The organism is Kitasatospora sp. NPDC058965, assembly GCF_042741245.1.
In the GTDB taxonomy this organism is placed as follows: domain Bacteria; phylum Actinomycetota; class Actinomycetes; order Streptomycetales; family Streptomycetaceae; genus Kitasatospora.
This window is the reverse complement of the sequence record NZ_JBHYKG010000100.1, coordinates 1-26,838: the sequence shown is the minus strand read 5'-3', so window position 1 is coordinate 26,838 and position 26,838 is coordinate 1. Positions and strand designations below refer to the sequence as shown.

The following is a 26,838-nucleotide window of genomic DNA, read 5'->3' as shown; positions in this document are numbered from 1 at the left end:
TTGGCAGTTGATTTTTAGTGTCTGGGGCTGGTTTTTTTTTTCTTGACAAGGGTGTGCTGGGGGGCTCCGGGCGGGTGGGGGGGCCGGGCCCGGCCCCGGCCCGCGCCCCACCGGGGACAGGCTCAGACGATCTCCCAGCCGCCCGCCGACCGCGCCTGCCGGTACCAGTGCGCGAGGGTGTGCCGGACCCCGAGGGCGTCGGGGTGGTCGGGACCGAAGAACCGGCCGTAGTCGTCGAGGAGTTCGACGAGTGCGGTGGCGGCCCCGGCCGGATCCCCGGCCGCGCCCTGCCAGTGGGCGAGGTTGTGGCGGGTGGCCAGGGTGTCGGGATGGCTGGGTCCGAGGATGTGCATCCGGTCGTCGAGCAGCTCGGCGAACGCCCCCGCGGCCGCGGCCGGTTCGCCCGCCATGCCCAGCAGGAAGGCGAGGTTGCTGCGGAGGGACAGGGTGTCGGGGTGCTCGGGGCCCAGCAGCCGCAGGTAGTCGACGAGCAGGTCGGCGTGGGCAGTGACCGCACCGGCCGCGTCGCCCGCCTGGCCGCACCAGCGGGCGAGGCCCGCGCGCGCGGTGAGGGTGTCGGGGTGGTCGGGGCCGAGGATCCGCAGGCAGTCGTCGCGGAGCTCGGCGAACGCGGCCGCGGCCGCGGACGGGTCCCCGGCCTCGCCGTGCCAGCGGGCGGCGTTGCCGCGGGCGATCAGGGTGCGGGGGTGATCGGGCCCCAGCACCCGCAGGCAGTCGTCGAGCACGGACGCGAGCGCGGTGGCCGCCCCGACCGGGTCACCCGCCTCGCCCAGCGAGACGCCGAGGTCGTGGCGGGTGACCAGGGTGACGGGGTGGTCGGGGCCGAGCACCCGCACGCAGTCGTCGAGCAGGGCGGCGTAGGCCGCGGTGGCGCCCGCCACGTCTCCGGACGCGCCCCGGCAGTCGGCGAGGTTGCCCCGGGTGACGAAGGTGTCCGGATGGTCGGTGCCCAGCACCCGGACCTGGTCCCGGAGGAGCTCGGCGAACGCGGCCGCCGCACCCGCCGCGTCCCCCAGCTCGCCGCGACCGCGGGCGAGGTTGTTGCGGGCCTTGAAGGTGTCCGGGTGGTCGGGGCCCAGGACCCGCAGGCAGTCGGCCAGCAGCTCGGCGAACGCGGTCGCCGCTCCGGCCGGGTCCCCGGCCGTGCCGCGGGCGTGGGCGAGGTTGTTGCGGGTGGCCAGGGTGTCGGGGTGGTCGGGTCCGAGGAGCCGGATCCGGTCGTCGAGGAGTTCGGCGAACTCCGCCACCGCCCCGGCCACGTCGCCCGCCAGGCCCCGGCAGGAGGCCAGGTTGTGGCGGGCGGTCAGGACTTGCGGGTGGTCGGGTCCCAGCACCCGTTCGAGGTCGGCGAGGAGTTCGGCGTAGGCACGCACGGCCCCGGCCGGATCGCCCGCCTCGCCCCGCCAGCGGGCGAGGTTGTGGCGGGCGGTCAGGACGTCGGGGTGGTCGGGGCCGAGCGTTCGGCGGTGGTCGGCCAGCAGTTCGGTGAACGCGGCGACCGCACCGGCCGCGTCCCCCGCCAGGCCCCGGCGGAAGGCGAGGTTGTGCCGGGTGGTCAGCGTGCCGGGGTGGGCGGAGCCCGCGACCCGCTGGAACTGGCCGAGGAGGTCGGCGTAGGCGCTGACGGCCCCGGCCGGATCGCCGGCGTCGCCCCGCCAGTAGGCGAGGAAGTGGCGGGCGGTGAGGACCGCGGGGTGGTCCGGGCCCAGGCGGCGTGCCGCGGTGGCGGCGAGGCGGTCGAAGTGGTCGCGGGCCGCGGCGGCCTGGCCGCTCCCGCCCAGGCTGTCGCCGGTCCGGAACAGCACCAGGTGCGGGAAGGGGTGGTGCAGGGCCTCCTCGGCGCGGTCGGTCAGGGCGGTGGTGTTGTCGCGCAGGGCCCGGGTCAGGGCGGTGTCGCGCTCGATCTCGGGCCAGGCGGCCGCCAGCGCGTCGGCGGCGGTGCGGGCGAGTTCGTCGCACCGGTCGGGGGCGAGGGCGTCGCGGACGGCGTGCTGCAGGAGTTGGTGGACGCGCACCGCCCGCTGCGGGGTGGCCGGGGTGTGGTCGATCAGGCTGAGCCGGTGCAGCGCCCGCAGCGCGAGCACCGCCTGGGCGGCGTCGATCCCTGCGGGGGTGGGGCCGGCGCCGTCCGCCGTGGGTGCGCCGCCGGGAAGGTCCGGGACGCCCGAACGGTCCGTGCCGCGCTGCTCGGTGAGGTGGGCGAGGGCCGGCGCGCCGGTGAGGACGGCCTCGGGAATGCCGTTGGGGTCCAGGAAGGCGGCGAGCTGGAGCATCGGGCGGGCCAGTCCCGCGGGGCGCAGGGTGTCGGCGCGGTCGATCGACAGTGCCCAGGCCGCCGCCACGGTGTGGGTCTGGCCGTCGGGCAGCGCGTCGGGTGCGGCGTCGGCCAGTGCGTGCGCCCGGTCGGCGAGCAGCGCCCGGTAGGCGGTGCAGTCGAGACCGGTGTCGACCAGGTAGGCGGCGGCCTGGGACAGGGCCAGTGGCAGGTGGCCGAGGTCGGCGGCGAGCGCGGCGGCCTGCTCGGCCGACTCCGTCCGCCCGTGGCCCGCGAGCACGGCGGTGAGGTACCCGAGGGCCTCGGCGGGGGTGAACAGACCGACCTCGATCAGCCGGCGTCCGTTGCCGGACAGCGCGGCGTCCTTGCGGCGGGTGGTGGCGAGGGTCCGGCCGTGCGGGCCGGCCGGCGGCCACCAGCCGGCCAGGTCGGCCGGGTCGGCGACGTCGTCCAGCACCACCAGCCACCGGCACGCGCGCTGCTGCGGCTTGGGTTCGAGCCAGGCGAGAAAGGCGCCGGCCGCCTGCTCGGGGTCGCCCGGGTCGGCGGCGAGGAGTTCGACCGCGGCCTGCGCGTACCCGGACATCACCGCCGCCCTGCTGGTGGCGGTGATCCACACCAGCACGTCCAGTTCGCCGCCGCGCCAGGCGGCACGGGCGTAGTCGGCGGCCAACTGGGTCTTGCCGACGCCGCCGAGCCCGGCGAGCACGCCGCCCGCCGACCGCGCACCGTCCGGCTCGACCACGGCGGTCCCGCCACCGGTGAGGGCCTCGCGCAGGCGGGCGGCTTCGGCACGGTCCTGGAAGCAGTGCGCCCGCGAGGGGATCACCCCGACCTGGTGCGGCCACCCGGCGGGGGAGCGCGGGGCGGCGTACTGGTGGAGGTGGCCGATGCTCCCGGCCGCGACGCTGCCGCCGGTGGCGATGGTGACGGTGCCGGCCACCGCGGGCAGGCCCGCGCCGCCCGGGGCCGGGTGACGGGGCGTCGGGTGGCTCGCCGTCGGCGGTCCGTCCTCCGCCGGTGTCCGCGGCCCCGGCGGCAACTCCGTGGGCCGCGACGGAAGGACAGCCGAGCCGGGTGAAGCGGTGCCCGGACCGGTCAGCGGTCGGCCGGCCCGGGCACCTGAGGGTTTCCCAGCGTCAGGCCTCCCTCGACGTGCACGATCGTGGCGGCCAGCGATCCGTCCCGGGCCTCGTTGGTGACGTCGCCGCCCACCGTGATCCGGTAGGCGCCGAGGGCCTGCGGTGCGGCGGCCCGCTTCGCCTCCTCCAGAAGGCGGACCGCCTCCCGCAGGCGGTCGGCGAACCCGGGGTCCTGCGCCACGGCCTCGCCCAGGGCGGCGGTCACGTTGCCCGCGGTCAACGCGCTCGGTTCCGGCTGCCCCGCCGCGGCCTCCAGCTCCAGCCGGCCGACCTCACCGCCGGTGCCGAGCCGGGTGACGACCAGGTCGTGGACGCGGTCCATCGTCGCGTCCAGCGCAGCATCGACCTCCGCGTCCGCCCGTCCGCCGACCCGCCGCGCCTTGCGCACACCCCAGGCGAACACACACGCCACCGCGGCCTCGACCACGATCGTCACTCCGACCCCCCGGTTCATCAGCTCGTACCGCCCCGCCACGCCCCCCGCGACAGAGATCCGGCTTCCGACCCTACCGCCGCCGGTCCCGCCGGGTGCGGGAACGGCCCGAGCCGGTCCGACGACCCGGACGCCGTTGCAGCCGCGGACGGAGGCCGGGGCGGATACAGGGACGGGGACGACCTTGGCGGCGACAGCGGGGCGGCACTGCCGCCGAGCTGCCCGGGCCTTGCCGGGGCAGCCGACGGTCGTCCGGACGCGGCCCCGGTGGTCGGCTCGGATAAGCTCGATCGTCAGCGTAAAGAGGAGGATCGGTGCGACGAGCGAGCGGCGACGGGAGCTTTCTGCGCAGGCTCAACGAAGTCGCGATGCTGCGCGCCCTGCGGGAGGCCGGGCAGCCCTCGACGGTGGCGGAGTTGGGGCGTACGGCGCAGATCTCCCGGGCCACGGCGGAGGGGATCCTGGAGGCGCTGGTCCGCGACGGGTGGGCGGTGGAGGTGGACGCCCGGGGGCCGGAGGGCCAGCGGGGGCGACCGGCCCGGCGGTTCGGGTTCCGGGCGGCGGCCGGTCACGTGGCGGGCGTGAGCATCGGCGGCTCCGGGCTGGTGGGGATGGTGGCGGACCTGAACGGGACCATCGTGGCCCGGGTGAGCGAGAGTCTGCCGCGCGAAGCGGCCGCCGAGGAACGGCTGGCGGCGGTCGTGGGACTGGTGCAGCGGGCTGCCGAGGAGGCGGGCCTGACCACCGGCGAGCTGGCGGCGGTCGGCGTCGGCACCACCGGAGTGATCGACGGCGAGGGCCGGGTGGTCAAGAGCGTGGCGCTGGCCGGGTGGACCGGTGTGCCGCTGGAGGCCGAGCTGGCCGCGCGGCTCCCCGTGCCGGTGCTGGTCGAGAACGACATGCGCCTCGCGGTACTGGCCGAGCACTGGCGCGGCGCCGCGCGCGGTCGCCAGGACGTGCTCTACCTGCACACGGGCAGTCGGATCGGCCTGGGGCTGCTCTTCGGCGGGGTGCCGTACCGGGGTTCGCACGCTGCCGCGGGGGAGCTGGGCGGGCACCCGAACAGCCGGTGGCGTGCCTTCCACCACGTGATGGACTACGCGATGTCGGCGGACCCGGGTGAGCTCCGGGCGCCCGCGCAGGCGGCGCTGTTCGCGTTGGAACGGGCCCGGGCCGGGGACGCCGAGGCGCTGGCGGCAGTGGCGGCCTTCGCCAACGGGTTGGCCGAGGGGCTGGTCACCCTGGTCACCCCGCTGGATCCGGAGCTGGTCGTGATCGGCGGCAGCCTGGCCCGGGCGGGCGACCTGCTGGTGGAGCCGATCCGGCAGTACCTGGGCGGGGTGAGCCTCTACCCGCCGCAGGTGCTGGTCTCGGAGCTGGGCCCGGACGCGGTCTGTCTCGGCGCCGTGCGGCACACGCTGAACCACGCCGAGAAGGTGCTCCTCGCCCCCTAGCCGCTTCGCTGCGGCAACATACGCCAGTCGTCGTCGTAATTGAGCCCATGTCAGGTCACGGTGCGGTCTCGCCGTGACCTCTTTTGCGTCTCCGATGCATGCAGCTGCTTAATTAACGCTAGTTCCAAGCGTAAATGCGCGCTATGGTCCTGCCACCCAAGCTTCCCCACGGCGATTGGACCGAAGATGCACAGAAAGGTGTCGGCGCTGCTCTGCGCCGCAGCCCTCGCCACCGGCGCGACCGCCTGCTCCTCGGGCGCGACCTCGGCGGCGGACGGAGGTGGTTCGGGCCCCGTGACGATCAGCTACGGGATCTGGGACGCCAACCAGCAGCCGGCGATGCAGAAGATCGTGGACGCGTTCCAGAGCAGCCACCCGAACATCAAGGTCAGCATCCAGCTGACCCCGAACGCCGACTACTGGACCAAGCTGCAGACCGCCGCCGCCTCGGGCACCGCACCCGACGTGTTCTGGATGAGCAGCACCCGGATCGGCCTCTACGCGGGCCAGGGCCAGCTGCAGTCGCTCAACGACAAGCCGGGCTTCGACAACAGCACGTTCTCCCAGGCGCTGAACGCCATCTACACGATGGGCGGCAAGCAGTACGGCATGCCGAAGGACTTCGACACCATCGGCCTCTGGTACAACAAGAAGCTCTTCGACGCGGCCGGCGTGAAGTACCCCGACGCGGGCTGGACCTGGCAGAACGTCATCGACGCGTCCCAGAAGCTGACCGACCGGGGCAAGGGCGTGTGGGGGATCGCCTCCCCGTCGTGGACCCAGGAGAACCTCTACAACGCCGTCTACCAGGCCGGCGGCAGCGTGATCTCGCCGGACCGGAAGAAGAGCGGCCTCGACGACCCGAAGAGCATCGCCGGTCTGCAGTACGCCCTGGACTTCGTGACCAAGTACCACACCTCGCCCAGCGCCCAGCAGATGACCGACACCGACCCGTCCCAGCTGTTCGCCTCCGGCAAGGTGGCGATGTTCGCCGACGGCGACTGGGACACCCTCACCTACAAGAACGCGCCCGGACTGCAGGCCGACGTGGCGCCGCTGCCCGCCGGGCCGGCCGGGCAGGCCACGGTGATCAACGGCCTGGGCAACGTGATCTACGCCAAGTCCAAGCACTCGGCGGCGGCCTGGGAGTTCGTCAAGTTCCTCGGCGGGCGGCAGGCCAACGAGATCCAGGCCGAGACCGGCACGGTGATCCCGGCCTACCAGGGCCTCTCGGACACCTGGGTCAAGGCGGTGCCCCAGTTCAACCTGAAGATTTTCATCGACGAGTTGCAGAAAGCCGTGCCGTACCCGGTCTCCGGGAACACCTCGGCCTGGAGCAAGGACACCCAGGCGATCCTGGACCAGGTCTGGGCCGGCAAGCAGGACCTGGCCACCGGCGCCAAGCAGGCGGCGGCGACCATGAACGCCGCCCTGGCCAAGGAGTAGCAGTGGCGCTGCTCACCGACACGACGACCCCCGCCGCCGGTCCGGCCGCGGGGGCCCGCGCCCGGAACCGCGGTCCGCGCGGGGGCGAGAACGGTCACCCCGCAGAGTGGCTCTGGGGCTACCTGATGATCCTGCCGCTGATCGCCGGGCTCGGGGTCTTCTACCTCTGGCCGATCGCCCAGTCCGTCTACTACAGCTTCACCACGTGGGGCGCCTTCGGCGGCCAGCAGTGGGTCGGCGCCGCGAACTACCGGGCCTTCCTCGCCGACCCGCAGCTGCCCCGAGCAGCGTGGAACACGGTGCGCTACGCGCTGCTGACGATGCTCGCCATCCCCTGCTCGATCGTGCTGGCGGCGCTGCTCAACCAGGTCCGCGAGCGCCACGTCGGGCTCTACCGCACGCTCTACTTCATCCCCGTGGTCTCGATGCCGGCCGCGGTGGCCATGGTCTGGCGCTGGCTCTACAACGGCGACTACGGCCTGATCAACTACCTGCTCTCGGTGGTCGGCGTGCACGGTCCGCACTGGGTCTCGGACGCGCGCTTCACCGGCTACGCGATGGCGGTGGTGGGGATCTGGGCCAGCCTCGGCTACAACATGATCATCTTCTCGGCCGGCCTCAAGGGCATCCCGCAGCACTACTACGAAGCGGCCGCACTCGACGGCGCCGGGCGGATCCGGCAGTTCTTCTCCATCACGCTGCCACTGCTCAGCCCGAGCATCTTCTTCGTCTCGGTGCTGTCGGTGATCGGCGGCCTGCAGATGTTCGACACCGTGCTGATGATGCTCGGCAAGGCCAATCCGGCGCTGGCCGGCAGCAAGACCATCGCGTACCTCTTCTACGAGGACGCCTTCCTCGACAACCAGCAGGGCATGGCCTCGGCGATCGCAGTGGTACTGATGGTGGTGCTGCTCGCGCTGACGGCCGTTCAGTTCCGGCTGCAGAAGAAGTGGGTGCACTATGAGTGAGACCGACACCCGTGGGCAGCAGCGGGCGCCGGGCCGGAGGCGGGCGCCGGGACGGAGCGGGGCGCGCGGGCAGCAGCTCTGGCCCGTGCACGTGGTGCTGGCGATCGGCGCGGCCGCGATGGTGGCCCCGTTCTTCTGGCAACTGCTCACCTCGCTGCAGACCTTCGGCGAGGCGACCAGCGTGCCGCCCACCTTCCGGCCGGGGTGGCACTGGGAGAACTACTCGGCGGTCTTCCGCAGCACCCCGTTCCTGGCGCAGTTCGGCAACACGGTGGTGATCACCGTCGTCCGGGTGCTCGCCCAACTGCTCTTCTGCTCGATGGCCGGCTACGCCTTCGCCCGGCTGCGCTTCCCGGGCCGCAACGCGCTCTTCCTGGTCGTGCTCTCGGTGCTGATGGTCCCCAGCCAGCTCTACCTGCTGCCGCAGTACCAGATGGTGATGCACCTGGGTCTGCTCAACACCCTCGGCGGAATCGTGCTGCCCGGTCTGTTCAGTGCCTTCGGCACCTTCATGCTCCGTCAGTTCTTCCTGTCGCTCCCCCGGGACGTGGAGGAGGCCGCCCGGCTGGACGGCGCCGGACCCGTGCGGGTCTTCTGGTCGGTGATGCTGCCGCTGGCCAAGCCCGGGCTGATCTCCCTCGGCGTGCTGACCGTGCTCTGGTCCTGGAACGACCTGCTCTGGCCACTGGTGGTGACCGACGACGCCGCGCGCATGCCGCTCTCGGTGGGCCTGGCCGCCCTGCAGGGCGAGCACGTCACCGACTACCCCGTGCTGATGGCCGGCTCGCTGCTGGCCAGTCTGCCGATGATCGTGATGTTCCTGGTCGCCCAGCGCCGGATCACCGAGGGCATCGCCTTCACCGGCTCCAAGTGACACCCGCTCATACTGGAAGGATCCTCGTGGAAGACCTGCGCCTCGGCGTGATCGGCCTGGGCCTGCGGCTCTCGCTGCCGCTCGCCGCCCACCGGCCCGGCCACGGCACCGTGGTGGCCGCCGTCTGCGACACCGACCCGGCCGCGCTGGCGCGCGGCACGGCGCGGCTGGGCGTGGACGACGGCACCGACGACTACCACCGGCTGCTGGCCCGCAAGGACATCGACGCCGTACTGGTCGTCACGCCGGACGACACCCACGAGCGGATCGCCGTGGACTGCCTGCGGGCCGGCAAGCCGGTCTTCCTCGAGAAGCCGATGCACATCACGGTCGAGGGCTGCGACGCCATCCTGCGCACCGCGTACGAGACCGGCACCCGGCTCTACGTCGGCCACAACATGCGCCACATGGGCGTGGTGCGCACCATGCGGGCGGCGATCGCACGCGGCGACATCGGCGAACCGAAGACCGTCTGGGTGCGCCACTTCGTCTCCTACGGCGGCGACTACTACTTCAAGGACTGGCACGCCGAGCGGGAGCGCACCACCGGTCTGCTGCTGCAGAAGGCGGCGCACGACCTCGACGTCGTGCACTGGCTGGCCGGCGGCTACACCGAGCGGGTCAACGCCTTCGGTTCGCTGATGCTCTACGGCGACCTGCCGCGCCGCGCGCCCGGGACCCCGCGCCCGGAGGGCTGGCTGAAGGAGTACCAGTGGCCGCCCACCGCCAGGGGCGAGCTCAACCACCGGATCGACGTCGAGGACGTCTCGGTGATGAACATGCGCCTGGACAACGGAGTGATCGCCGCCTACCAGCAGTGCCACTTCAGCCCCGACTACGTGCGCAACTACACGGTGATCGGCACCGAGGGCCGGCTGGAGAACTTCGGCGACGAGGCCGGCGCCACGGTCAAGGTCTGGAACACCGGCCCGTCCCGCTACCGGCCGGACGCGGACATCGCCTACCAGGTCCCGGACGCGGAGGGCACCCACGGCGGCAGCGACGCCCTGATCATCCGTGAGTTCGCCCGCTTCGTGCGCGAGGGCGGGGCCACCGACACGTCGCCGGTGGCCGCCCGGATGAGCGTGGCCGCCGGCTACATGGCCACCCTCTCGCTGCGCAACGGCGGTCAGCCGTACGACGTGCCGCCGCTGGACCCCGCGCTCGTGGCGTACTTCGCGAACGGGCAGGTCCGGCGGTAGGAGCCTCGGGGCTACGCCGGCAGCCCCAGCCGCTCCCGCTCGGCGTAGTAGAGCTGCGTGTGGAGGCCTCCCGGGTCGGGCACCGCGGACCGGACCTCCAACTCCTCGCGGGACCCGACGGGAACGGCGATGTGCAGCTCCGCGAGCTCCGCGGCCACCTGTGCGAAGAGCTCGGCATCGTCGAAGGCGAGGTCGGCCAAGCAGGCCTCGGCGAAGGTGCGCCCGGGCAGCACCTCGTAGCTGAACTCGGTGTCGACCTTGACGACCGGCGGCGGCTCCTGGGCCGAGGCCTGCTGCGGGTGCCACCAGTACCCGTAGAACTCGCCGTCCTCGGCCTGGGCCACGGCCATCAGGTACTGGGCCATCTGCTCGGACGCGGCACAGACGGCCATCATGTCGGGATCGGCGCGCTCCTCCTCGCCGAGGTAACCGGTGTCCGTCAGCGGGTGGGCGGTGCCGGGCTCCAGCACAGTGATGCCGAACCGCTCGAAGGGGTGGCCGGATCCGTCCCACTGCGCCGTCGCGAGGATCCGCACGTCCGTAGGCACCGGACGGCCGCCCAGCCGCTCCCGGGAGAACTGCGCCAACTGCTCGTCGAACACGGACGAATCCTCTCGCTGCCCAGGACGACCCCAGGTCACGTCGCCTGGCCGGGGCCACAGGGTAGCGCCTGCGGCCCCGGCCGGGCTCGGCGCGAAGGCCGCGCACCTCGTTCGGCGCCGTCGTCTCACGCCTCAACCACGGTTACCCGCACGGCGCGCGCCGGCGGTACGTTTTCGGCTGGCCCGCCGCTCCCGCACCCACCCGAGGACCGCCCGTGCAGCCGATCACCGACCGTCCCGTCCGTTGGGGCATCCTCGCCACCGGTGCGATCGCGTCCGCCTTCACCGAGGACCTGGCCGCCGTACCCGGCGCGCAGGTGGTCGCGGTCGCGTCCCGCTCGGAGGCGTCCGCCCGCACCTTCGCCGCCCGGCACGGCATACCCCGCGCCTACGGCAGCCGCGAGCAGCTCGCCGCCGACCCCGAGGTCGACGTGGTGTACGTGGCGACCCCGCACACCGACCACCACTCCTCGACGGCACTGATGCTGACCGCGGGCAAGGCGGTGCTCTGCGAGAAGCCGTTCACCCTGAACGCCGGGCAGGCCGCCGAGCTGGTCACCCTCGCCCGCACGCGGGGGGTCTTCCTGATGGAGGCGATGTGGACCTTCCTCGACCCGGCGGTGCGCCGGATCACCGAGCTGGTCGCGGACGGTGCGATCGGTGAAGTCCGCACCGTCCAGGCCGAGTTCGGCTTCGTCGGCCCGGCCGACACCAACCACCGGCTGTGGGACCCGGCGGTGGGCGGCGGAGCCCTGCTCGACGTCGGCGTCTACCCGGTGGCCTTCGCCCACCTGCTGCTCGGCGCGCCGGACTCGGTGCACGCCTGGGCGCGCCTGACCGATCGCGGGGTGGACGCCAACACCGCCGTCGCCCTCGGCCACCCCGGTGGTGCCACCGCCCTGCTCGGCTGCTCACTGGACGCCCACTGCGGCCAGCGCGCCTCGATCCAGGGCACGGAGGGCCGGATCGAGATCGACCGGGACTTCTTCCGCCCCGCCGGCTTCACCCTGCACCGCGCCGCCCGCGACCCCGAGCCCTACCTCGCCCCCGCCCGGGCCGGCCACGGCTACGGTCTGGAGGCGGCCGAGGTGATCCGCTGCCTGCGCGCGGGCGAGACCGAGTCCCCGCTCGTCCCCCTGGACACCACCCTCGCCGTCATGCGCACCCTCGACACCGTCCGCAGCCGGATCGGCGTCCACTACCCGGGGGAGTGACCGGCGCCACCCGGCGGCTGTCGCCGCCGGTGCGGCGGGCGCGGGCGCGGTTCGACGCGGGTGGTCCGCTGCTCGTGTCGTCGGGCAGCGCCACCTTGACAGTCGGACCGTCAACGGCCGGCGCCAAGGATGACGGTCTCCCCGTCGTCCTCTCCTCCGCCGTCGGAGACGATGTTCGGGAAGCCTCCGCCCTGGCCGTCGCCGAGGATGATGATGTCGCCGTCGTCGGCGCGTGCAGTGCCGGTGCGCAGTGAGGCCAGGGCGGTCCGCTGACCACCACCGGTGCCGGGAGGCAGGGAGGCGGCCGCGCTCGCCCCGGTGGGCGGAGCGGTCAGCAGGACGAGAGTGGTCAGGACGCAGATGAGGAGAGGACGGTTCACGCGGGTCCAACGACCGTCGTGCCGCCTGGTCACCGCGGATGGCGGCGCTCGCGGCGGCGGGCAGGAGGCCGACCCTGCACGCGGACGCGATCAGGGCCGAAGCCGTACGCGTCGGGCGGCCCGGCCGGCAGCGGGGACGGTGAGCTGTCAGTGGGATGTGAGTGGCCCCGGCGATCATGGGACCCGGGCGTGGCCGGCCGAGACGGTGCGGGCGTGCTCGACGATCTCCAGAGCACCCGCGACTACCGGCCCAAGCGCGCCTATGCGCGCTCCAAGCTGGCCCAGATGCTCTTCGCCGTCGAACTCGACCGCCGCCTCCGCGCCGCCGGCAGCACGACGCTGAGCGTGCTCGTCCACCCCGGTGGCGCCCTCGACTCCCTCACCCCCTCGCGTCCGCCGGTCCACGTCCGGACCACCGGCGAGCGGCTGAGCCGTCTCCCGCTCGGCCTCGTCGTCCAAGGCAAGGACGCCGCCGCCTGGCCCGCCGTCCGGGCCGTCCTCGACCCGAGCGTGCGCGGCGGCCAGATGCTGAGTCCGAGGGTGTTCGGGCTGCGCGGCGCACCCCGAGTCGAACCCCTCTGGGACCACCTGACCGACACCACGACTGCGGCACGCCTCTGGGCGGCCAGTTGCGAGTTGACCGGCAACGACCCGGCCTTCACCGCACCGTCGGCGTGAGGGCTGCTGCCTGACGCCGATTCACCAGGCCGACGCGACGAACGTGCGAGCCGGTCGCCATGCCGTCGGCCACAACGGTGCAGAGTGGGGGCACGCCCCGGTGGACGTACCGGCGGAGCCCGTCGCTGGCAGGGGCGGCCGGGACGGAGACCGGCGGGATCGAGCGGGAACGACGAGAGGAGCGGTCGTGGGCCGGAACGGTGAGGACCAGGGGCGGCTGAGCGGGCGGATCTGCGTCATCGCGGGCGCGGGCGGAGCCATCGGAGGCGCCGTTGCGGCACGGTTCGCTGCCGAGGGCGGGCAGGTGGTCGGAATCGACCGGCAGCCGCTGGACGTCCACTTCCCGGTCGTCGTGGCAGACCTGCGGATCGAGGCCGAGACGCGACTGGCGTTCGAGCGCCTCCACGCGGAGTTCGGCGGGATCGACGTGCTCCACGTCAACGCCGGCCCCATGGACCGCGAGGACCACGGCCTGTTGGAGACGGGTCACGAGGTCTGGGAGCGGGTCTTCCGGGCCGTGCTCACCCCCGCGGTGCTCAGCTGCCGCTACGGGGTGCCGGTAATGAACCCCGGCGGCTCGATCGTGCTGACCGGCTCCTTCCTCGCGGGCATGGGCGCCGCGACCGCCCAGATGGCCTTCTCCGCGGCCAAGGCCGCGGTGACCCAGCTCGGGCGCGACCTGGGCACGCACCTGGCACGGCGTGGCATCCGCGTGAACACGCTGGCCCTGGGCCCGGTCGAGGCCCCGGAGAGCCGGGCGATGTTCGATCGGATGGGGGAGGAGGAGACCCGGCGGCGCCTCGCCCACATCCCGATGGGCCGCTTCGCCACCGTCGACGAGATCGCGGCCGCGGCCGCCTACTTGGCCGGCCCGGACTCGGGCTACCTGACCGCCTCCGAACTCCCCGTCCACGGCGGCATCCGCACCGCGTACACCGTCCCGGACCGCTGAGTTGCCAGGCCCTCGACTGCGCCCGGCGGTGGTGTTCCGGTAGCAGGCCCTGTAGTGGGTGCGGGCACTTGGACCACGGAGGCGCGGGGTGTTCGCGGGCCTCGAAGACCGTCGCCGGGGCGAGGACCGGTCACCGGCTGACTCGCCGTCGCGGCAGTCCCGTTGGATCGCCGGGTCGGTCGGGGTGTCAGCGCTCCGCTCTACTGTCCGGCCATGGCCTTTCCCCTGCCCGATGGTCTGCCGCCCGGACGCTTCGAGTCCCGGGGGACGGTCGACGTATGGCTGTCCGACGAACTGCCGCCAGACATTGAAGAGTTGTGGTCCCAGCTGCTGGACCGGTCGCCCGTCACCGGCCTGTTCCCGCTTCTGTGCCGGCCCGACAGCCAGGGGCAGCAGCACGATCTGGCCGGCGTGGACGCGATCACCCTGGAGCAGCGGCTGGCGGCAGAGTTCGCCGAGTACCGTCGGCAGCGGTTGCCCTTCTGGTCGGATCCGACACCGATGCAGGTACCGGAGGATGTCGAGCCGTGGGCACACGATCCGGGCCCGCCCTTCGCCAGTTGGCCCGGTCTGGCGCCGCCGTCACCGGTCATCGCCGACAGCGACACCTCGACCCAGGTGTCGGCACGCACGATCGCTCAGCTGGTCGGCACGCGCTGGTACGGGCTGGCGGCGTGCCGCCTGGCGCTCGTCCCGGCCCGGCGTGGCGCGGACATCCCGGCCGTCCTCGGCTGGCAGGCGGATGCGCCGATCGAGTTGCTGTGCGCACTGCTGCGCAGCTGGGAGGAGCGCTTCGGGACCCAGGTGGTGGCGATGTTCGGAAGCGAGCTTCATCTCGCGGTGGCCCGGCCTCCGCGAGGCCTCGGCCAGGCGGAACTGCTGGCGCTGGAGCACGTGCTGTCGACCGCCGACAATGTCGTCGACGATCCGCCGACCCCCTTCCCCGAGTACGCCGGCAGCCTCGTGGACCGGACCCACTGGTGGTTCTGGTGGGACTGACCCGTGGTCCGCACGGAGATCCGGCGGGTGCGGGTGACCGTGCAGCGGCCCGGCAGGGGTGCGGGAGGCGCGGGACCTCGGCGGCGGGATCGGGCAGTCGGGTCAGCCGAGTCCGCGCACCAGGGGGAGGTACACCTGGTCCACGATCTCGACCAGGGTGCTGTCCGGGACGGTGGTCAGCCCGTTGAGCGCGTACTCGTTGCGGAGCAGGTCGACCGCCACGGTGGCCACCCGGGGGGTCAGCGCGGCGGGACCGACTTCGCCGCGGGTGGCAGCGCGTGCCAGGACGGTCAGCCAGGGCCCGACGCTCGCGCGGCCGAGCTGATCGCGAATCGCGCGTACCCGCTCGGGGTCGTCCTCGAAGTCGGCCAGCAGTGCGCGCAGGATCTTCCCGATCCCGGATGACATCCGGTCGTTGACGCGGGTGAGCAGGGCGAGTGAGTCCGTGCGGAGGTCGCCGGTGTCGGGGGTGTCCTCGGGGGCGGCCGGAAGCATCTTCAGGTAGGCGGCGACGCACAGTGCCGCACGGCTGGGCCAGCGCCGGTAGATGACGTTCTTGCTGGTGCCGGCGCGCGTGGCCACGCCGTCCATGGTCAGGTTCTGGTACCCGACCTCGGCCAGCTCCTCGACCGCCGCGTCCAGGATGGCCTGTTCGAGGGCGGCGCCGCGTCGGCGGGTCGCCCTGGTTTCGTCCTGCCCGGTCGCGGCGGCGGTGTCGCCGCCGACTCCGGTGTCGCCTTCCACCGCCATGAGCCCTCCCGTTTGAACACCGCCAGTATCCCACAGTGAGACGGCCGGCCAGCGAAGCTTTTCAAATAAGCAACTGTCGGTATCTAATGATGGAGGAGGCGGAGGTCGCCGACCAGAGAGGTTCGTCCATGGACAGGCGTGCGCCCCTGATGGGGCTGCTGTGGGACATCGGATTGCCGGCTGCGGTCTACTACGTCAGCAGATGGGCCGGAGTCGAGGTCCGGCCGGCGCTGGTCGCCGGTGGGGCCGTCGCCCTGGCGCGGGTCGGCTTCATCGCGGTCGCGCGACGTCGACTCGACGGGCTCGGGGCGGTCGTGGCGGTGACCTTCGCGCTGGTGCTCGCCGTATCGGTGCTCACCGGAGACCCGCGGATACTGCTGGCCCGGGAACCCCTCGTATCGGGCTCGCTCGGACTCCTGCTGCTCGGCTCCTGCCTGCTGGGGCGGCCCGTCCTGTACAGCCTCGTCCGGCGCCTCAACTCCGGTCGGGGCGAACTGCTCGCCCGCTGGGACGAACTGTGGCGGACCACGCCCTCGTTCCGCCGGGTCTTCACCCTGATGAGCCTCGTCTGGGGCGTCGGCCTGGTCGTCGAGGCCGCCGTGCGCATCTCCCTCGTCTACCTGCTGCCGGTCGACACGGCGGCCGGCACGTCGACCCTCGTGCAACTGGCCACGGTCGTCCTCCTGGGCGGCTGGTCCCTGTGGTACCGGCGCCGGCGGCTGCGCACCGTCGCGAGCAGCGCGGCAGGCGCGGAGGTGGTCCGTGCGCGGTAGGGGCCTCACCTACGACACCGGCGCCCGCCCGGCCGGACGGTCCACTCGCGAGGCGTTCGCCCCGGCCGCCGTCCGCCGCGACATGCAGGTCATCGCCAACGACCTGCACTGCACCGCGGTGCGGATCACCGGTCAGGACCCCGAACGGCTGACCACAGCCGCCGAGTACGCTGCCGACATCGGGCTGGAGGTCTGGTTCTCGCCCTTCCCGAGCGAGATGACCGCCGGGCAGATGCTGCCCTACCTCGCCGACTGCGCCGACCGCGCCGAGGACCTCCGCCGCCAGGGCGCCGACATCGTCCTGGTCACCGGCGGCGAGCTGAGCATCTTCGCCCACGGCTTCCTGCCCGGTGACGACGTGTTCGCCCGCACGGCCCTGTTCGCGGCGCCGCCCGGACCGGAACTGCGCGAACTGCTGGCAACCGTGCCCGCGCGGCTCAACGCCTTCCTCGCCGAAGCCGCCGACACCGTCCGGACGTCGTTCGGCGGCAGGATCACCTACGCCTCCGTCCCCTTCGAGAACGTCGACTGGACCCCGTTCGACTACGTGGCCGTCGACGCCTACCACGCGGCCCACAACGCCCACACCTTCCGCGACCGGATCCGCGCCCTGCACCAGCACGGCAAACCCGTTGCCATCACCGAGTTCGGCTGCTGCACCTACCGCGGCGCCGCCGACCGCGGCGGACGCGGGTGGATGATCGTCGACCGCGCGCACCAACCGCCGCGCCTGGACGGCGACTACCTGCGCGACGAGCAGGAACAGGCCACATACCTGGGCGAGTTGCTGCACCTCTTCGAGCAGGAGGGCATCGACAGCGCCTTCTGGTTCACCTTCGCGGGCTACCACTTCCCCCACCACCCCGACCCCCGCCACGACCTGGACATGGCCTCCTACGGTCTCGTCAAGGTCACCGGCACGCCGGGGGACGCCCACCCCGACACGGCTTGGGAACCCAAAGCCGCCTTCCACGCCCTCGCCGCCGCGTACGACACGGCGCCGCAGCGATAGAACCCCTGAGATCGGAGCACCATGAGCAAGCGTCTGGCGACCATCGGCGCCGCCCTCGTCATCGTGGGACCGTTCAACCTCACCGGCTACGGAACGATCACCTCGGTGGCCGGCGTCGTCGTACTGCTCGGGGCAGCGGTCGCCTGGGCAGTCACCCGCCGCCGAACCTCGACATCCGGTCGACGCTGACCGCACGTCGCCCGGGGGCTCAGCCAGGAGTCGAGCCGTCCTTGCCGGGTCCGCCGAACACGGTCGGCATGCGCTGGCTGGCCGGCCTGCACCGCGATCCGTCCTGCTGCCTCGACGCCTGGCCGGCCGGCCTCCTGGCGCCCGTGCCGCTGACCCGCTTCGCCGTCCTGCGCGTCAGCGCGGGCCTCGGCCTCGAAGCGTTCGAGGAACTGAGACGCACCCAGCGCCTCGGGCCCGTGCTGCACAGCATCCACCGCGCAACCGTGGAATTCCTCGCGGCTGGCGCCGACGACACCGGCGACGCCGACAGCATCACCGGCGACGCGAACGCCGAACGCATGGCGCGGCGCTGTTCGCGACCCGGGACGCGACGCGCCGTGTACACGAGCCGCAGAACAGCAGCTACCCACTCGACTGCGACGTCCAGCGGGCCGCGGATCTCAGCCGGTCCGCGCGCAACGAACTGTAGAGCGCTCAGGCTGGTGCTCCGACCGGTATGGTTCGCCGGGTTGGAGCGGAGGACAGTCGTGTTCGTTGAGATCGTGTTCGCCGGCCTGCCGATCGACCGTGATGAGGTCGAGGAGGCGTTGGAGGCCGCCTTCGGGTCCGAGGGCGAGATCACGGGTGCCGGTGGCGGGATGGGACGGTGCCATCTCGACCTGGAGATCGGGGCGAGCCTGGACCCGGACACGGCGCTGGATCGACTCCGGGCCGTGCTGGCCGACCTCGGAGTCGAGGAGCACGCGACGCTCAACGTCAGCGATTGATCAGGCGGCCGCTGGTCTCGGGGCTGGTGACGGCGCCTCTGGCTAGCGCGGCCTGCGTGGACACCTCGCGCGTGGAGCCGGTCCTGGTCAACTGCGCCCGACACCTGTCGGCTGTCTGTGTGGCACGACATGATCGAGGGATGGCTGACGAGACCCCGGTCGAGACGGGTTCCACACAGGCGGTGCCCGGGCCGACCCCGCTGCAGCAGTTCGCCGCACCCCGACAGCGTGTCGTGGACGAGCACATGTTCCGCCTGCCTCCGGGCGCGGGTTGGTCGGCAACCTTCCGGGTGCAGGTGTTCACGGCTGCTGGACAACGCCCCGTGGTAGTGGCGACGCAGACGCCGGAGGAAGGGGCCAGCCTCACCAACGCCGTCGAGGCGTGCGTCGCCGCGGTGTGGGAGGCGTACTGCCCGGGGGAGGAGTTGCCGCCGCTGTGGGTACAGCGGCAGCTGTACGGCGAAGGCCTCGAAATCGGCGAGCTGATCGAGATCGTCACCTTCGGCAAGGCCCGCCCGTTCGAGCTCAGCGGGCCGCAGTGGTGGACGATCACTGCGGCGGAGCTCGACGGGCTGCTCGGCGGTCCGGTCGAAACGGACCGCGGGAGCGGCTACGTGCCGCCGGAGCCGGAGCCCGAACCGGAGGCGCGGTTCGAGGTGATGTCGGTGTGGCGGCTGTCGAAGCCGCATCCGTTCCGCGTTCGGGAGTGCATGCCGGATGGCACGCCGTGGTGGCGCCGGTGGCTGCGGCAGGCCGTGCCGGTGCGCGGCGCCCGTGACTGCTGCTGGTACCACGGCGGGGACTGGCACGAGGCCAGCCGGCTGGCGATCGAGATTCTCACCCAGGCGCTGCGGCAGGACATCCCGGCCGAGGACATGGTCGGCTTCGCCGACACGTACGCCCTCAAGGCCGGTACGGGGCAGTGGATTCGGGAGGCACTGGAGTCGTTGTTCAACGTCGCCACCGCGGTTCAGCCGTCCTCGGCGGGCGGCTACACGAACGGCCAGCACCGTTCCGAGGCGATGATCGCCGCAGGGGTTCGCCGAACCGTCGTGCTCCGGTACGAATGGGCCACCTGACCCGCCGTAACAAGGTCGCTTCACCCTTCGCCAAGGCCGCGTCCCGGGAGGTCATGAACCGGCCTGCCAGTTGTCACCTCCACGCAGTAGTTGTCACCAACCACCCTGGCGATGTGTCCTGTTGCTGCGTCCGTGCAGGCCGACCGTCGTCGCCGATGGACGGACCGTCGACTCCCGACCGAGCAGCCGGACTGGTTTGTGATGATTACAACTGTGACGGACCGTCAGACCGCTTTGAGATCTGACATGGGACGATCGGTCGGTGACTCGACTCGCGAACCGTGACCGCTCCCTCGAGGAACTTGAGGGCGACCGCTGGGTGGCCCCGTCGGGTGGTGAAACCCGGCTGATGGCGACCGTGCGCGAGCTTCGGCGCAAGCCGATCGGCTGCCTGACGGTCGAGGACATGCGGCTGCTGATCAGGCAGAACGTGGGCATTGCCTATGTCCTGCCCTTGGCGGTGGGGGTCCTCCGGGTTGACCCGCTGGCGGCAGGCGACATGTACGAGGGGGATCTGCTGGCCGCCTTGCTCACCAGGCATGCGGAGGTCTGGAGCGGCTCTCCCGAGCTCCGGCGGGAAGTTCGGTTGATCGTCTCGGAGTTGGCTGACGTGCCGTTCGCGCTGAAACGCGACGTGGAGGGGTTCCTGACCTTGTAGATCCGTCAGCTGCTGTCGTCTGGGAGGGGCCAGGCCGGCTGTCTATGAGGATTGCCGGACGAGAGGTCGTGGGCCGCGGCGCGTCGCAGCATGTCCTCGGGTGAGTCGGCGGACCATGACGCCGATCACGGCCCATCGAATCATCGCCTCCGAGTGGGCCGGGCTGGTCTCGTAGTCCGGGGCGAGGCGCCGGTGGGCGGTGAGAGCCCCGAGAAGGTGCGCTCTGCCGCCCACCGCTTGGGCTGGACCTGGAACCCGCGCTGGTCAGGGTCCTTCCGAACGATCTCCAGGTCGCGGCCGAGGACATGAGCGGTCCAGTCGAGCGGACTGTCCTCGTACAAGCCGAGGCGGTGGGCGTCGAGCAGGATGGACTTGAGCTTGTCGTAGGCGTTGGCCCGGGTGCCCAGGCCGACGCCGGTGCGTTCCATGGTACGGATGAACGCGTCGACGATCTTGTGGTCGAAGGTGGCCATACGCCGGCTCCGGAAGGCCGGCAGCAGGTGGTTGTCCACCAGTGAGTCGAGGTGCCGGACCGACCCGGGCGTCAGGTGGCGCTGGCTGGCCTTCCACTCGGTGACGTAGGCGCCGAACTGCATGGATCCGTACTTCTGGATCCGCTCTGCCTTCCGCTGGCTCTGCGGCGTGTTCTTCTTCGCCTGGTACAACTCGGCGAGCCGGGCCTAAGCCCTGTCCTGGGTGCGGAAGCCGGACTCCTCGACCTGGCGGACGCCGGCGTTGCGGTAGCGGATCTTGTACTCGTGCGGGCACTTGGACCACCGCGACATGGGGTGTTCGCACTCCTTGAAGGGCGTCCTCATGCCGCGGATCAGGTTCACGGTGGCCGTAGCTTGATGCAACTCCCGTGTCTGGTAATGACCTTGTGCTGACCCCGGGTGGTCGATCAAGTCCACGGCTTCGGCGGGGCCGGGCTTCGCGCAGCGGTCAAGTCTCGCCGAGGAGCACGTGGACGCGGCCGGCCTCAGTCTTCAACCCGAGTCGTAGGAACATGTCGAGCGCGTGCCTCAGGTGCACGACGCTGTCCTCCACCCCTCCGAGGTGCCGGTGGCACTGTCCGATGCCGGCGTGGGCGGCGGCTTCGACGCCGGGCATGTTGGTCTGACGGGCCAGGCGCAGGACGTCGTCGTAGAGTTGCAGGGCGCGTAGGTGGTCGCCGGTTGCGGCGACGGTCCCGGCGTAGAGGTCCAGTGCCCAGACCTCGTTTCCCCGGGCGCCGATACGGCGGAAGATCTCGAGGGCGTCCTGGAGATCCGGGAGCCCGTCTTCGGGGGCGCCGGCGAGACGCTTGAAGTACCCGAGGTTGCCCAGCGCATTGGCTTCGCCGTTGGGATCGGCGACATCGCGGAAGAGACAGAGGGCTTGCTGCTCGGCGTCGATTGCGGCGTGGTGGGCACCGGCGTGTGCGTAGGCCTGGCCCAGCCCCAGGAATGCTCTGGCTTGGCCGATTCGGTTGCCGGCTTGGCGATGCAGGTGCAGGGCTTGTTGTTGATAGCGGGTGGCGGTCGGGTAGTCGCCGGTGGTTTCGTGGATCACGCCGAGGTTGGACAGGGCGGTGGCTTGCCCTTCCGGGTCGCCGAGGCTCTCGTACCCGGCGAGGGCGGCATGAAGGTCGTGCTCGGCCGATGGGTAGTCTCCGTTGAGCCGGTACACGGTTCCTCGTTGGGTGTAGGCGTTGGCCAACCCGAGGTGCTCGTCCAGTTGCCCGTACCGCTCGATCGCGTGGTCAAGGTGCCGTTCTGCCGTGGTGCGATCGCCGGTGAACGCGCTGATCTGTGCCAGCAGGGTCAATGCGTTGGCGTATCCGAGGTGCGCGTCGACCATGTCACAGTGGCGCAGTGCGGCTTCCAAGTCGGTGGCCGCGCCGATGAAGTCTCCGGTCAGTGCCCGCAGGTAGGCCAGGTCGGTGAGCGCGCTGCCCAGGACCGCGGGTAGCCGCAGTTGTTCCGCCAGGCCGGCGGCTGCGGTGTGCACAGTGATCGCTTCGTCCCAGGGGCCGTCGACCGCCAGCAGGGCGGCCATCGCGCCCGCGAGCCGCACGGCCCGGAGCCGGTCGCGGGTGGCGGCGTGGCTGAACGCGGCCAGCAGGTTGGAGCGTTCGGTGCGCAGCCACGCCCAGGCGGAGGTTCGGTCGGTCAGCGTGGGAGCGACCTTTGGCGCGGGTCCCTCGACCCTGAGCCGTGGAGTCGAGGTCACGAGAGCCTGCGCGCACCGGGCGGTGTGCTGGTAGTAGTCCAGCAGTCGGGCCGCGGCGGGGTCTTGTTCACCAGGTGCCTGCCGCTGTGCCAGGGTGCGGGCATAGGCGCGCACAAGATCGTGCAGGCGGTAGCGGCCGGCCTGGTGTTGCAGCAGCAGGCTGTGGTCGAGCAGAGATTCCAGCAGATGCTCGGCAGTGCGTACGTCGCCCAGGTCGGCCAGATTCGCGGCAGCGTACGCGTCGATGTCGTCTCCGGGAAGGAGGCCCAGGAGGCGGAACAGGCGCTGCTCTGCGTTGGGCAGCCGGGCGTAGGAGGTGGCGAAGACCGCGGTCACGTCCCGATCGGTGTCGCGCAGTTGGACGAGGCGGTCGGTCGCGTCGCGCAGCTGGGTGACGAGGTCCGGGACGTGCAGGGCCGGGCGGTGGCGCAGTCGCGCTCCGGCGATCCGCAGCGCCAGCGGGAGCCGTCCGCACAGCTCCACCAGCTCGGCGACGGCGTCCGTCTGGTCGGCGCCGATCCGGTGCGGCCCGGCGACCTGACGCAGCAACATCGCGGCCTGATCGATGTCGAGCACGTCCAGGGTCATCGTGTGCGCATCGTCCAACCCGGTCAGCCGGGTCCGGGACGTGATCAGGACCAGGCACCCGGCCTCACCCGGCAGCAGCGGTCGAATCTGGGCGGTGTCGACGGCGTTGTCGAGCAGGATCAGCGTACGGGTGCCGGCCGTTCGGGACCGATACAAGGCGGCCCGCGCCTCGACACCAGGCGGGATCGCCTGTGCCGGCACACCCAATGACCGTAGCAGCGCCTCCAGGGCGTCGGCCGCGGACATCGGCTCCCGGCCGGCGGAGTGGGCGTGCAGATCCACGAACAGCTGGCCGTCGCCGTAGCGGTCCTTCAGTTGGTGCGCGGTGTGGATCGCCAAAGCGCTCTTGCCGATCCCGGCCATCCCGTCGACCGCGGCGATCACCAGCCAGCCGGCGGAATCCGACGCGGTGGCCGCCGCCATCAGCTCTGCCACCTCGCGCGAACGGCCCGCGAACAACCGTGTCGCAGCCGGCAACTGAAACCGCGCGTCACCGGCGTACGTGCCCGCGGAGTCGGCACTGTCGTCGCGGGGGCCGGATGCCGCGCCGACGGCTGCGGTGGCCTGATCCTGTGGCAGCTGCTCGACACCGAGTGCCCCGGAGATGCGACGCGTCGTACTCGGATGCGGTCGCCGGGTCCGGCCTCGCTCGATCTCGCTGATCGCGCGCACGCTCACCCCCGCGCGCCTCGCCAGCTCCTCGATGGACAGGCCCTTGCCCCTGCGGAGGGCGCGGAGGTCATCGCCCAAGAACTCCGGCGTCATCGTCGTCCCTCCGCTCGTAGCGCGCCCGAGGCGATCAGCCGAACAGCCGAAACTGCCTGGGATTCCGCCGGAAAGCATCATCCGGCTCATCATGGTCGGCGGCAAGGGCGTGTTCGTAGCCTGACAACGGGCGAGCCACAGGTGATCAGCTGACGAACAGGAACCGAACGGCACCAAGAATGCCGACGGGCAGCTGGGCCCTGACACGTCGACATGTCCCGCTGCGCGCGGCAGCCGACGGAACGCTCCGACATTCCCTGTGCGGTTCACACGTTTTCAGGAGGTCTTGCTGGTGAGAGCACTGCCATCAACGTCGATCCGAGGACTCCGCAGGCGTGGCCGCGGTAGGGCCTTCCTCGCGCTGGCCTTCGCGGCCGGAGTCGTGCTGGCTCCCGTGGCCGGCAGCTCGCCGGTCTACGCGGCGCCGTCGACGAGCGCCTCGCCGCCGCCCGCAGCACCGCGCCCAGGCGCGGTCGCGTCGTCGAGTGTCACCCTGCCGAGCGGTGACCGTGTCGTGTACCAGGGGGCGAGCGACAGCCAGACGTACAGCGTGGTCGGGCGCGACGGCAGGACCGTGCCGTTCCTGAAGTTCGATCCGGGCAACGGACATGACTACGTCATCCCGGCCTCCGCGCTGTCGAACGTCGCATCGCTCGATGCCGCGCAGTACGACCTGCCGCAGTTGTCCCGTGCTGTGGAACCGCCCACGACACAGGCGCCCCGGACGTCGGCGAGGTACCCGCTGCACATCGTCCAGATCAATGCGAACGACCTGGCCTCGGCGCCGGCGCAGAACGCCCTGAGCTTCGTGATGAATGTCGACTCTGCCAGGAAGTTCGCCGCGGTGATCCCGGACATCGGCGGGGTGGCCCGACTGGCCCTGCCGGTGGGGAACTATGCGATCTACACCGGGTTCGCCGAATACGACGCGACTGGGCAGGCCATCGGGATCCGCCTGGTGCTGCAGGACAACCTGGTGGTTCCCGACGCCAGTGGTGTCTCGATGGTCACCGCCGACGAGCGCACCGCCACCGCCCAGGTCTCGGCGGCCACGCCACAGCCGGCGAAGTCGGACAACGTGACGCTGAGCGTGATCCGCACCGACGCCGTCGGCAACGCGATCCCGATCCAGGCCGTCGCGTCAGGGAACGTCTTCGTCTCCCCCCAGGACGCGCCGACGATCGGGAAGCTCGGCTCCCAGGTCGCGTGGGACGGGGAGAGCCCGGCCGGTACCCACTCGCCGTACCGCTACGACCTCCTCTTCCCGCAGACCGCCAATGTCCCCGCGAACGAGACGTACCCGGTGGCGGCGAGCGGGTTGGCCTCGCTCCACTACACCTTCGACACCGACGCCTCCAACACCGCCCGCACGGGCCTGTACGAGATAGGCATGCGCGGCCCGCAGGTCGGCGGCCTGGTCGCCTACTATCCGGTGACGGTGCCCGAGAGTCTCGTCGACTACGTCACCGCATCGCTGCCCACCGGTTTCGCGTGGCTCCAGAGCTACTTCGCTGAGCTGGGCAAGGCACCGGACGAGGCGTTCGCGGGCCTGCAGCCGGGCGACGAGCCGAGCTTCGCTCCCGGGCAGCAGGTGTGGCGTACCTGGGGGCACGGACCGCTGGCCCCGCAAGTCGGCCAGTTCAGCGGCCCCAACAACTGCTACACCTGCGTGTCCGGCACGACCATGGGCATCGCCTTCAACGGCGACTTCACCGACAGCGAGCCTCAGACCTCCGGCTACTACGAAGTCCCCTTCGGGTACCCCAACCCGACCGTCGAGAACTTCACGGTCTACCGGAACGGCCAGCAGATCTTCCAGGGACCCGGAATCGGCGCGTGGTTGAGCAACATCCCGCAGCAGGACGACACCTACCGGGCGGCGTTCGACGTCGATGCGAGCGGGGTCAGCTCAGTGGTGCAGGCCACGAAGACCCACACGGACCTGACGTTCGTCTACCATCCGGCCGGCGACCCGCAGCTGACGCTGCCGCCGGGTGACTTCTGCGATGAGGCGGGCAGTGGTACCGGTTCGTGTCGGATCCTCCCCCTGTTGGACCTGAACTACCACCTGAACACGGACGGGACCAACACCAGCCACGCCGTGTCCGTGCTGAACCTGACGGTTGGTCACGAAAGCTACGACGGGCAGGGTTCGCAGGCTCCGGCCACCTCGGCGAAGGTCGAAGTGTCCTTCGACGGCGGCGCCACCTGGACGTCGGCTGCCACCGTCCCCACCGCCCGGAACCACTACCTGGCCATCTGGCCCGACACCGGGGCCAAGGGCAGCATGCCGTCGCTGCGGGTCACCGCGACCGACTCGATCGGCGGCTCCATCACCCAGACCATCACCAACGCCTACACCATCGGCTGACGGGAGCAATCATGAGGCTGATCACCAGATCCCGTTTCCGTCTCGGGGCTGCTGCGGTGGGCGTGGCGGTCCTGACTGCGACCGCCTCGACGGCGGCCCTGTCCACGACGGCTCACGCGGATCCGGCCGGAGCCGTGCCCACCACCTCGTCCACCGTCCGCGACGTGTGCGGTGCGGCGAAGGCCGGGTACGACCGCTGTCTGGCCAAGGTCCGCACGGACGTGCACGAGGGCCCGGGCATGCGCGGCAAGGCGGCTGCCACCGCCACCGGCCCCGCGACGGCGCTGCCGGACGGCTTCGGCCCGGCCGACCTGCAGGCCGCCTACAAGCTGCCGAGCAGCGGGGGCTCGAACCAGACCGTGGCGATCGTCGACGCCGGCGACGACGCGACCGCCGAGGCAGACCTCGCCGTCTACCGCTCGACCTACGGCCTGCCCGCCTGCACCACCTCCAACGGCTGCTTCAAGAAGGTGAACCAGGCCGGCGCTGCTGCGCCGCTGCCGGCGGATCGGGGCTGGGGCATCGAAATCGCCCTGGACGTGGACATGGTGTCCGCGGCCTGTCCGCAGTGCCACATCCTGCTGGTGGAGTCCGACGACGCCTATTCGCGGAACCTGGCCGCCGCCGTCGACACCGCGGTGAAGCTCGGGGCGACCGAGGTGTCCAACAGCTACGGCGCCACCGAGGGCAACGGCATCCAGGCCTTCGCCGGTGACTATGCCCACCCCGGAGTGGCGATCTTCGCCTCCTCCGGCGACAGCGGTTACGGCAGTGGCATCGCCAGCGTCCCGGCCGCGTACAGCTCGGTGATCGCTGTCGGCGGCACCTCGCTGACCAAGGACACCAGCGCGCGCGGCTGGAGCGAGACTGCGTGGTCCGGCGCGGGCAGTGCGTGCTCGGCCTGGGTCGACAAGCCGACGTGGCAGACCGACCCCGACTGCCCCGGACGCATGGTTGCCGACGTCTCGGCGGTCGCCGACCCGAACACCGGTCCCGCGGTCTACGATGCCGACCCCCGCGACGACGCCCCTGGTT

Annotated in this window: 21 protein-coding genes and 3 pseudogenes; 17 read left to right on the top strand and 7 right to left on the bottom strand. The window is 71.7% G+C overall.

All coding sequences use genetic code 11. The annotated features are described in order from the left end of the window. Positions 1-122: 122 nt before the first annotated feature. The gene (locus ACFW1A_RS18595; protein ID WP_380410165.1) at positions 123-3,239 is read right to left on the bottom strand and encodes a tetratricopeptide repeat protein; all 3,117 of its coding nucleotides are present in this window, start codon (positions 3,237-3,239) and stop codon (positions 123-125) included. Between the two features lie 155 nt (positions 3,240-3,394). After that, a complete protein-coding gene (locus ACFW1A_RS18590) occupies positions 3,395-3,874 on the bottom strand; it encodes a hypothetical protein (RefSeq protein WP_380410164.1) in 480 nt (159 codons plus the stop codon). A gap of 311 nt (positions 3,875-4,185) precedes the next feature. On the opposite strand from ACFW1A_RS18590, the gene ACFW1A_RS18585 reads away from it, so the two are divergent. The 5 genes from ACFW1A_RS18585 to ACFW1A_RS18565 all read left to right on the top strand — a co-directional run bounded on the left by ACFW1A_RS18585 (position 4,186) and on the right by ACFW1A_RS18565 (position 9,815). Then, the gene (locus ACFW1A_RS18585) at positions 4,186-5,325 is read left to right on the top strand and encodes an ROK family protein (RefSeq protein ID WP_380410163.1); all 1,140 of its coding nucleotides are present in this window, start codon (positions 4,186-4,188) and stop codon (positions 5,323-5,325) included. A gap of 186 nt (positions 5,326-5,511) precedes the next feature. Next, positions 5,512-6,771 carry an ABC transporter substrate-binding protein gene (locus tag ACFW1A_RS18580; protein ID WP_380410162.1) on the top strand — a complete coding sequence of 420 codons (1,260 nt, stop codon included), beginning with the start codon at positions 5,512-5,514 and terminating at the stop codon, positions 6,769-6,771. Positions 6,772-6,773: 2 nt separating this feature from the next. After that, positions 6,774-7,739 (top strand): carbohydrate ABC transporter permease, encoded by a 966-nt coding sequence (locus ACFW1A_RS18575; protein WP_380410161.1) that lies wholly within the window; start codon positions 6,774-6,776, stop codon positions 7,737-7,739. Further along, positions 7,732-8,613 (top strand): carbohydrate ABC transporter permease, encoded by an 882-nt coding sequence (locus tag ACFW1A_RS18570; RefSeq protein WP_380410160.1) that lies wholly within the window; start codon positions 7,732-7,734, stop codon positions 8,611-8,613. The genes ACFW1A_RS18575 and ACFW1A_RS18570 overlap by 8 nt, the downstream gene beginning before the upstream one ends. A 26-nt stretch (positions 8,614-8,639) precedes the next feature. Beyond that, the gene (locus ACFW1A_RS18565; RefSeq protein WP_380410159.1) at positions 8,640-9,815 is read left to right on the top strand and encodes a Gfo/Idh/MocA family protein; all 1,176 of its coding nucleotides are present in this window, start codon (positions 8,640-8,642) and stop codon (positions 9,813-9,815) included. An 11-nt stretch (positions 9,816-9,826) separates the two neighbouring features. On the opposite strand, the gene ACFW1A_RS18560 is transcribed toward ACFW1A_RS18565, so the two are convergent. Then, on the bottom strand, positions 9,827-10,417 hold the full coding sequence (locus tag ACFW1A_RS18560) for a hypothetical protein (protein WP_380410158.1): 591 nt from the start codon (positions 10,415-10,417) through the stop codon (positions 9,827-9,829). 215 nt (positions 10,418-10,632) lie between these two features. Here ACFW1A_RS18560 and ACFW1A_RS18555 point away from each other — a divergent pair, with 215 nt between their 5' ends. After that, the gene (locus tag ACFW1A_RS18555) at positions 10,633-11,631 is read left to right on the top strand and encodes a Gfo/Idh/MocA family protein (protein WP_380410157.1); all 999 of its coding nucleotides are present in this window, start codon (positions 10,633-10,635) and stop codon (positions 11,629-11,631) included. Between the two features lie 110 nt (positions 11,632-11,741). Here ACFW1A_RS18555 and ACFW1A_RS18550 read toward each other — a convergent pair whose 3' ends face one another. Then, positions 11,742-12,011 (bottom strand): hypothetical protein, encoded by a 270-nt coding sequence (locus ACFW1A_RS18550; protein ID WP_380410156.1) that lies wholly within the window; start codon positions 12,009-12,011, stop codon positions 11,742-11,744. A gap of 216 nt (positions 12,012-12,227) precedes the next feature. Here ACFW1A_RS18550 and ACFW1A_RS18545 point away from each other — a divergent pair. The 3 genes and pseudogenes from ACFW1A_RS18545 to ACFW1A_RS18535 all read left to right on the top strand — a co-directional run. After that, positions 12,228-12,689 (top strand): annotated as a pseudogene (locus ACFW1A_RS18545) (short-chain dehydrogenase); the annotation flags it as partial. 187 nt (positions 12,690-12,876) lie between these two features. Next, the gene (locus ACFW1A_RS18540) at positions 12,877-13,641 is read left to right on the top strand and encodes an SDR family oxidoreductase (RefSeq protein WP_380410155.1); all 765 of its coding nucleotides are present in this window, start codon (positions 12,877-12,879) and stop codon (positions 13,639-13,641) included. 213 nt (positions 13,642-13,854) lie between these two features. After that, the gene (locus ACFW1A_RS18535; RefSeq protein ID WP_380410154.1) at positions 13,855-14,640 is read left to right on the top strand and encodes a DUF4253 domain-containing protein; all 786 of its coding nucleotides are present in this window, start codon (positions 13,855-13,857) and stop codon (positions 14,638-14,640) included. A 102-nt stretch (positions 14,641-14,742) separates the two neighbouring features. Here ACFW1A_RS18535 and ACFW1A_RS18530 read toward each other — a convergent pair whose 3' ends face one another. Continuing rightward, a complete protein-coding gene (locus ACFW1A_RS18530) occupies positions 14,743-15,390 on the bottom strand; it encodes a TetR/AcrR family transcriptional regulator (RefSeq protein ID WP_380410153.1) in 648 nt (215 codons plus the stop codon). A 128-nt stretch (positions 15,391-15,518) separates the two neighbouring features. Here ACFW1A_RS18530 and ACFW1A_RS18525 point away from each other — a divergent pair, with 128 nt between their 5' ends. From ACFW1A_RS18525 to ACFW1A_RS18500, 6 genes are all read left to right on the top strand, one after another. Further along, positions 15,519-16,163: a VC0807 family protein gene (locus tag ACFW1A_RS18525; protein WP_380410152.1), complete on the top strand. Its 645-nt coding sequence runs from the start codon at positions 15,519-15,521 to the stop codon at positions 16,161-16,163. Continuing rightward, a complete protein-coding gene (locus tag ACFW1A_RS18520; RefSeq protein ID WP_380410151.1) occupies positions 16,153-17,175 on the top strand; it encodes a hypothetical protein in 1,023 nt (340 codons plus the stop codon). The genes ACFW1A_RS18525 and ACFW1A_RS18520 overlap by 11 nt, the downstream gene beginning before the upstream one ends. Positions 17,176-17,196: 21 nt before the next feature. Next, positions 17,197-17,364, top strand: coding sequence for a hypothetical protein (locus ACFW1A_RS18515; protein WP_380410150.1), 168 nt, complete (start codon positions 17,197-17,199; stop codon positions 17,362-17,364). A gap of 68 nt (positions 17,365-17,432) precedes the next feature. Further along, the gene (locus tag ACFW1A_RS18510) at positions 17,433-18,131 is read left to right on the top strand and encodes a hypothetical protein (protein WP_380410149.1); all 699 of its coding nucleotides are present in this window, start codon (positions 17,433-17,435) and stop codon (positions 18,129-18,131) included. Positions 18,132-18,271: 140 nt separating this feature from the next. Further along, on the top strand, positions 18,272-19,210 hold the full coding sequence (locus ACFW1A_RS18505) for a hypothetical protein (RefSeq protein WP_380410148.1): 939 nt from the start codon (positions 18,272-18,274) through the stop codon (positions 19,208-19,210). 262 nt (positions 19,211-19,472) lie between these two features. Beyond that, the gene (locus ACFW1A_RS18500) at positions 19,473-19,868 is read left to right on the top strand and encodes a contact-dependent growth inhibition system immunity protein (protein WP_380410147.1); all 396 of its coding nucleotides are present in this window, start codon (positions 19,473-19,475) and stop codon (positions 19,866-19,868) included. A 42-nt stretch (positions 19,869-19,910) separates the two neighbouring features. Here ACFW1A_RS18500 and ACFW1A_RS18495 read toward each other — a convergent pair. Together ACFW1A_RS18495 and ACFW1A_RS18490 are read right to left on the bottom strand one after the other, a co-directional pair. Then, a pseudogene (locus ACFW1A_RS18495) lies at positions 19,911-20,155 on the bottom strand (IS5/IS1182 family transposase); the annotation flags it as partial. Positions 20,156-20,810: 655 nt separating this feature from the next. Continuing rightward, positions 20,811-23,432: an ATP-binding protein gene (locus tag ACFW1A_RS18490; protein ID WP_380410146.1), complete on the bottom strand. Its 2,622-nt coding sequence runs from the start codon at positions 23,430-23,432 to the stop codon at positions 20,811-20,813. A 394-nt stretch (positions 23,433-23,826) separates the two neighbouring features. On the opposite strand from ACFW1A_RS18490, the gene ACFW1A_RS18485 reads away from it, so the two are divergent. Further along, the gene (locus tag ACFW1A_RS18485; protein WP_380410145.1) at positions 23,827-25,803 is read left to right on the top strand and encodes a hypothetical protein; all 1,977 of its coding nucleotides are present in this window, start codon (positions 23,827-23,829) and stop codon (positions 25,801-25,803) included. A gap of 134 nt (positions 25,804-25,937) precedes the next feature. Next, positions 25,938-26,838 (top strand): annotated as a pseudogene (locus tag ACFW1A_RS18480) (peptidase S8); the annotation flags it as partial.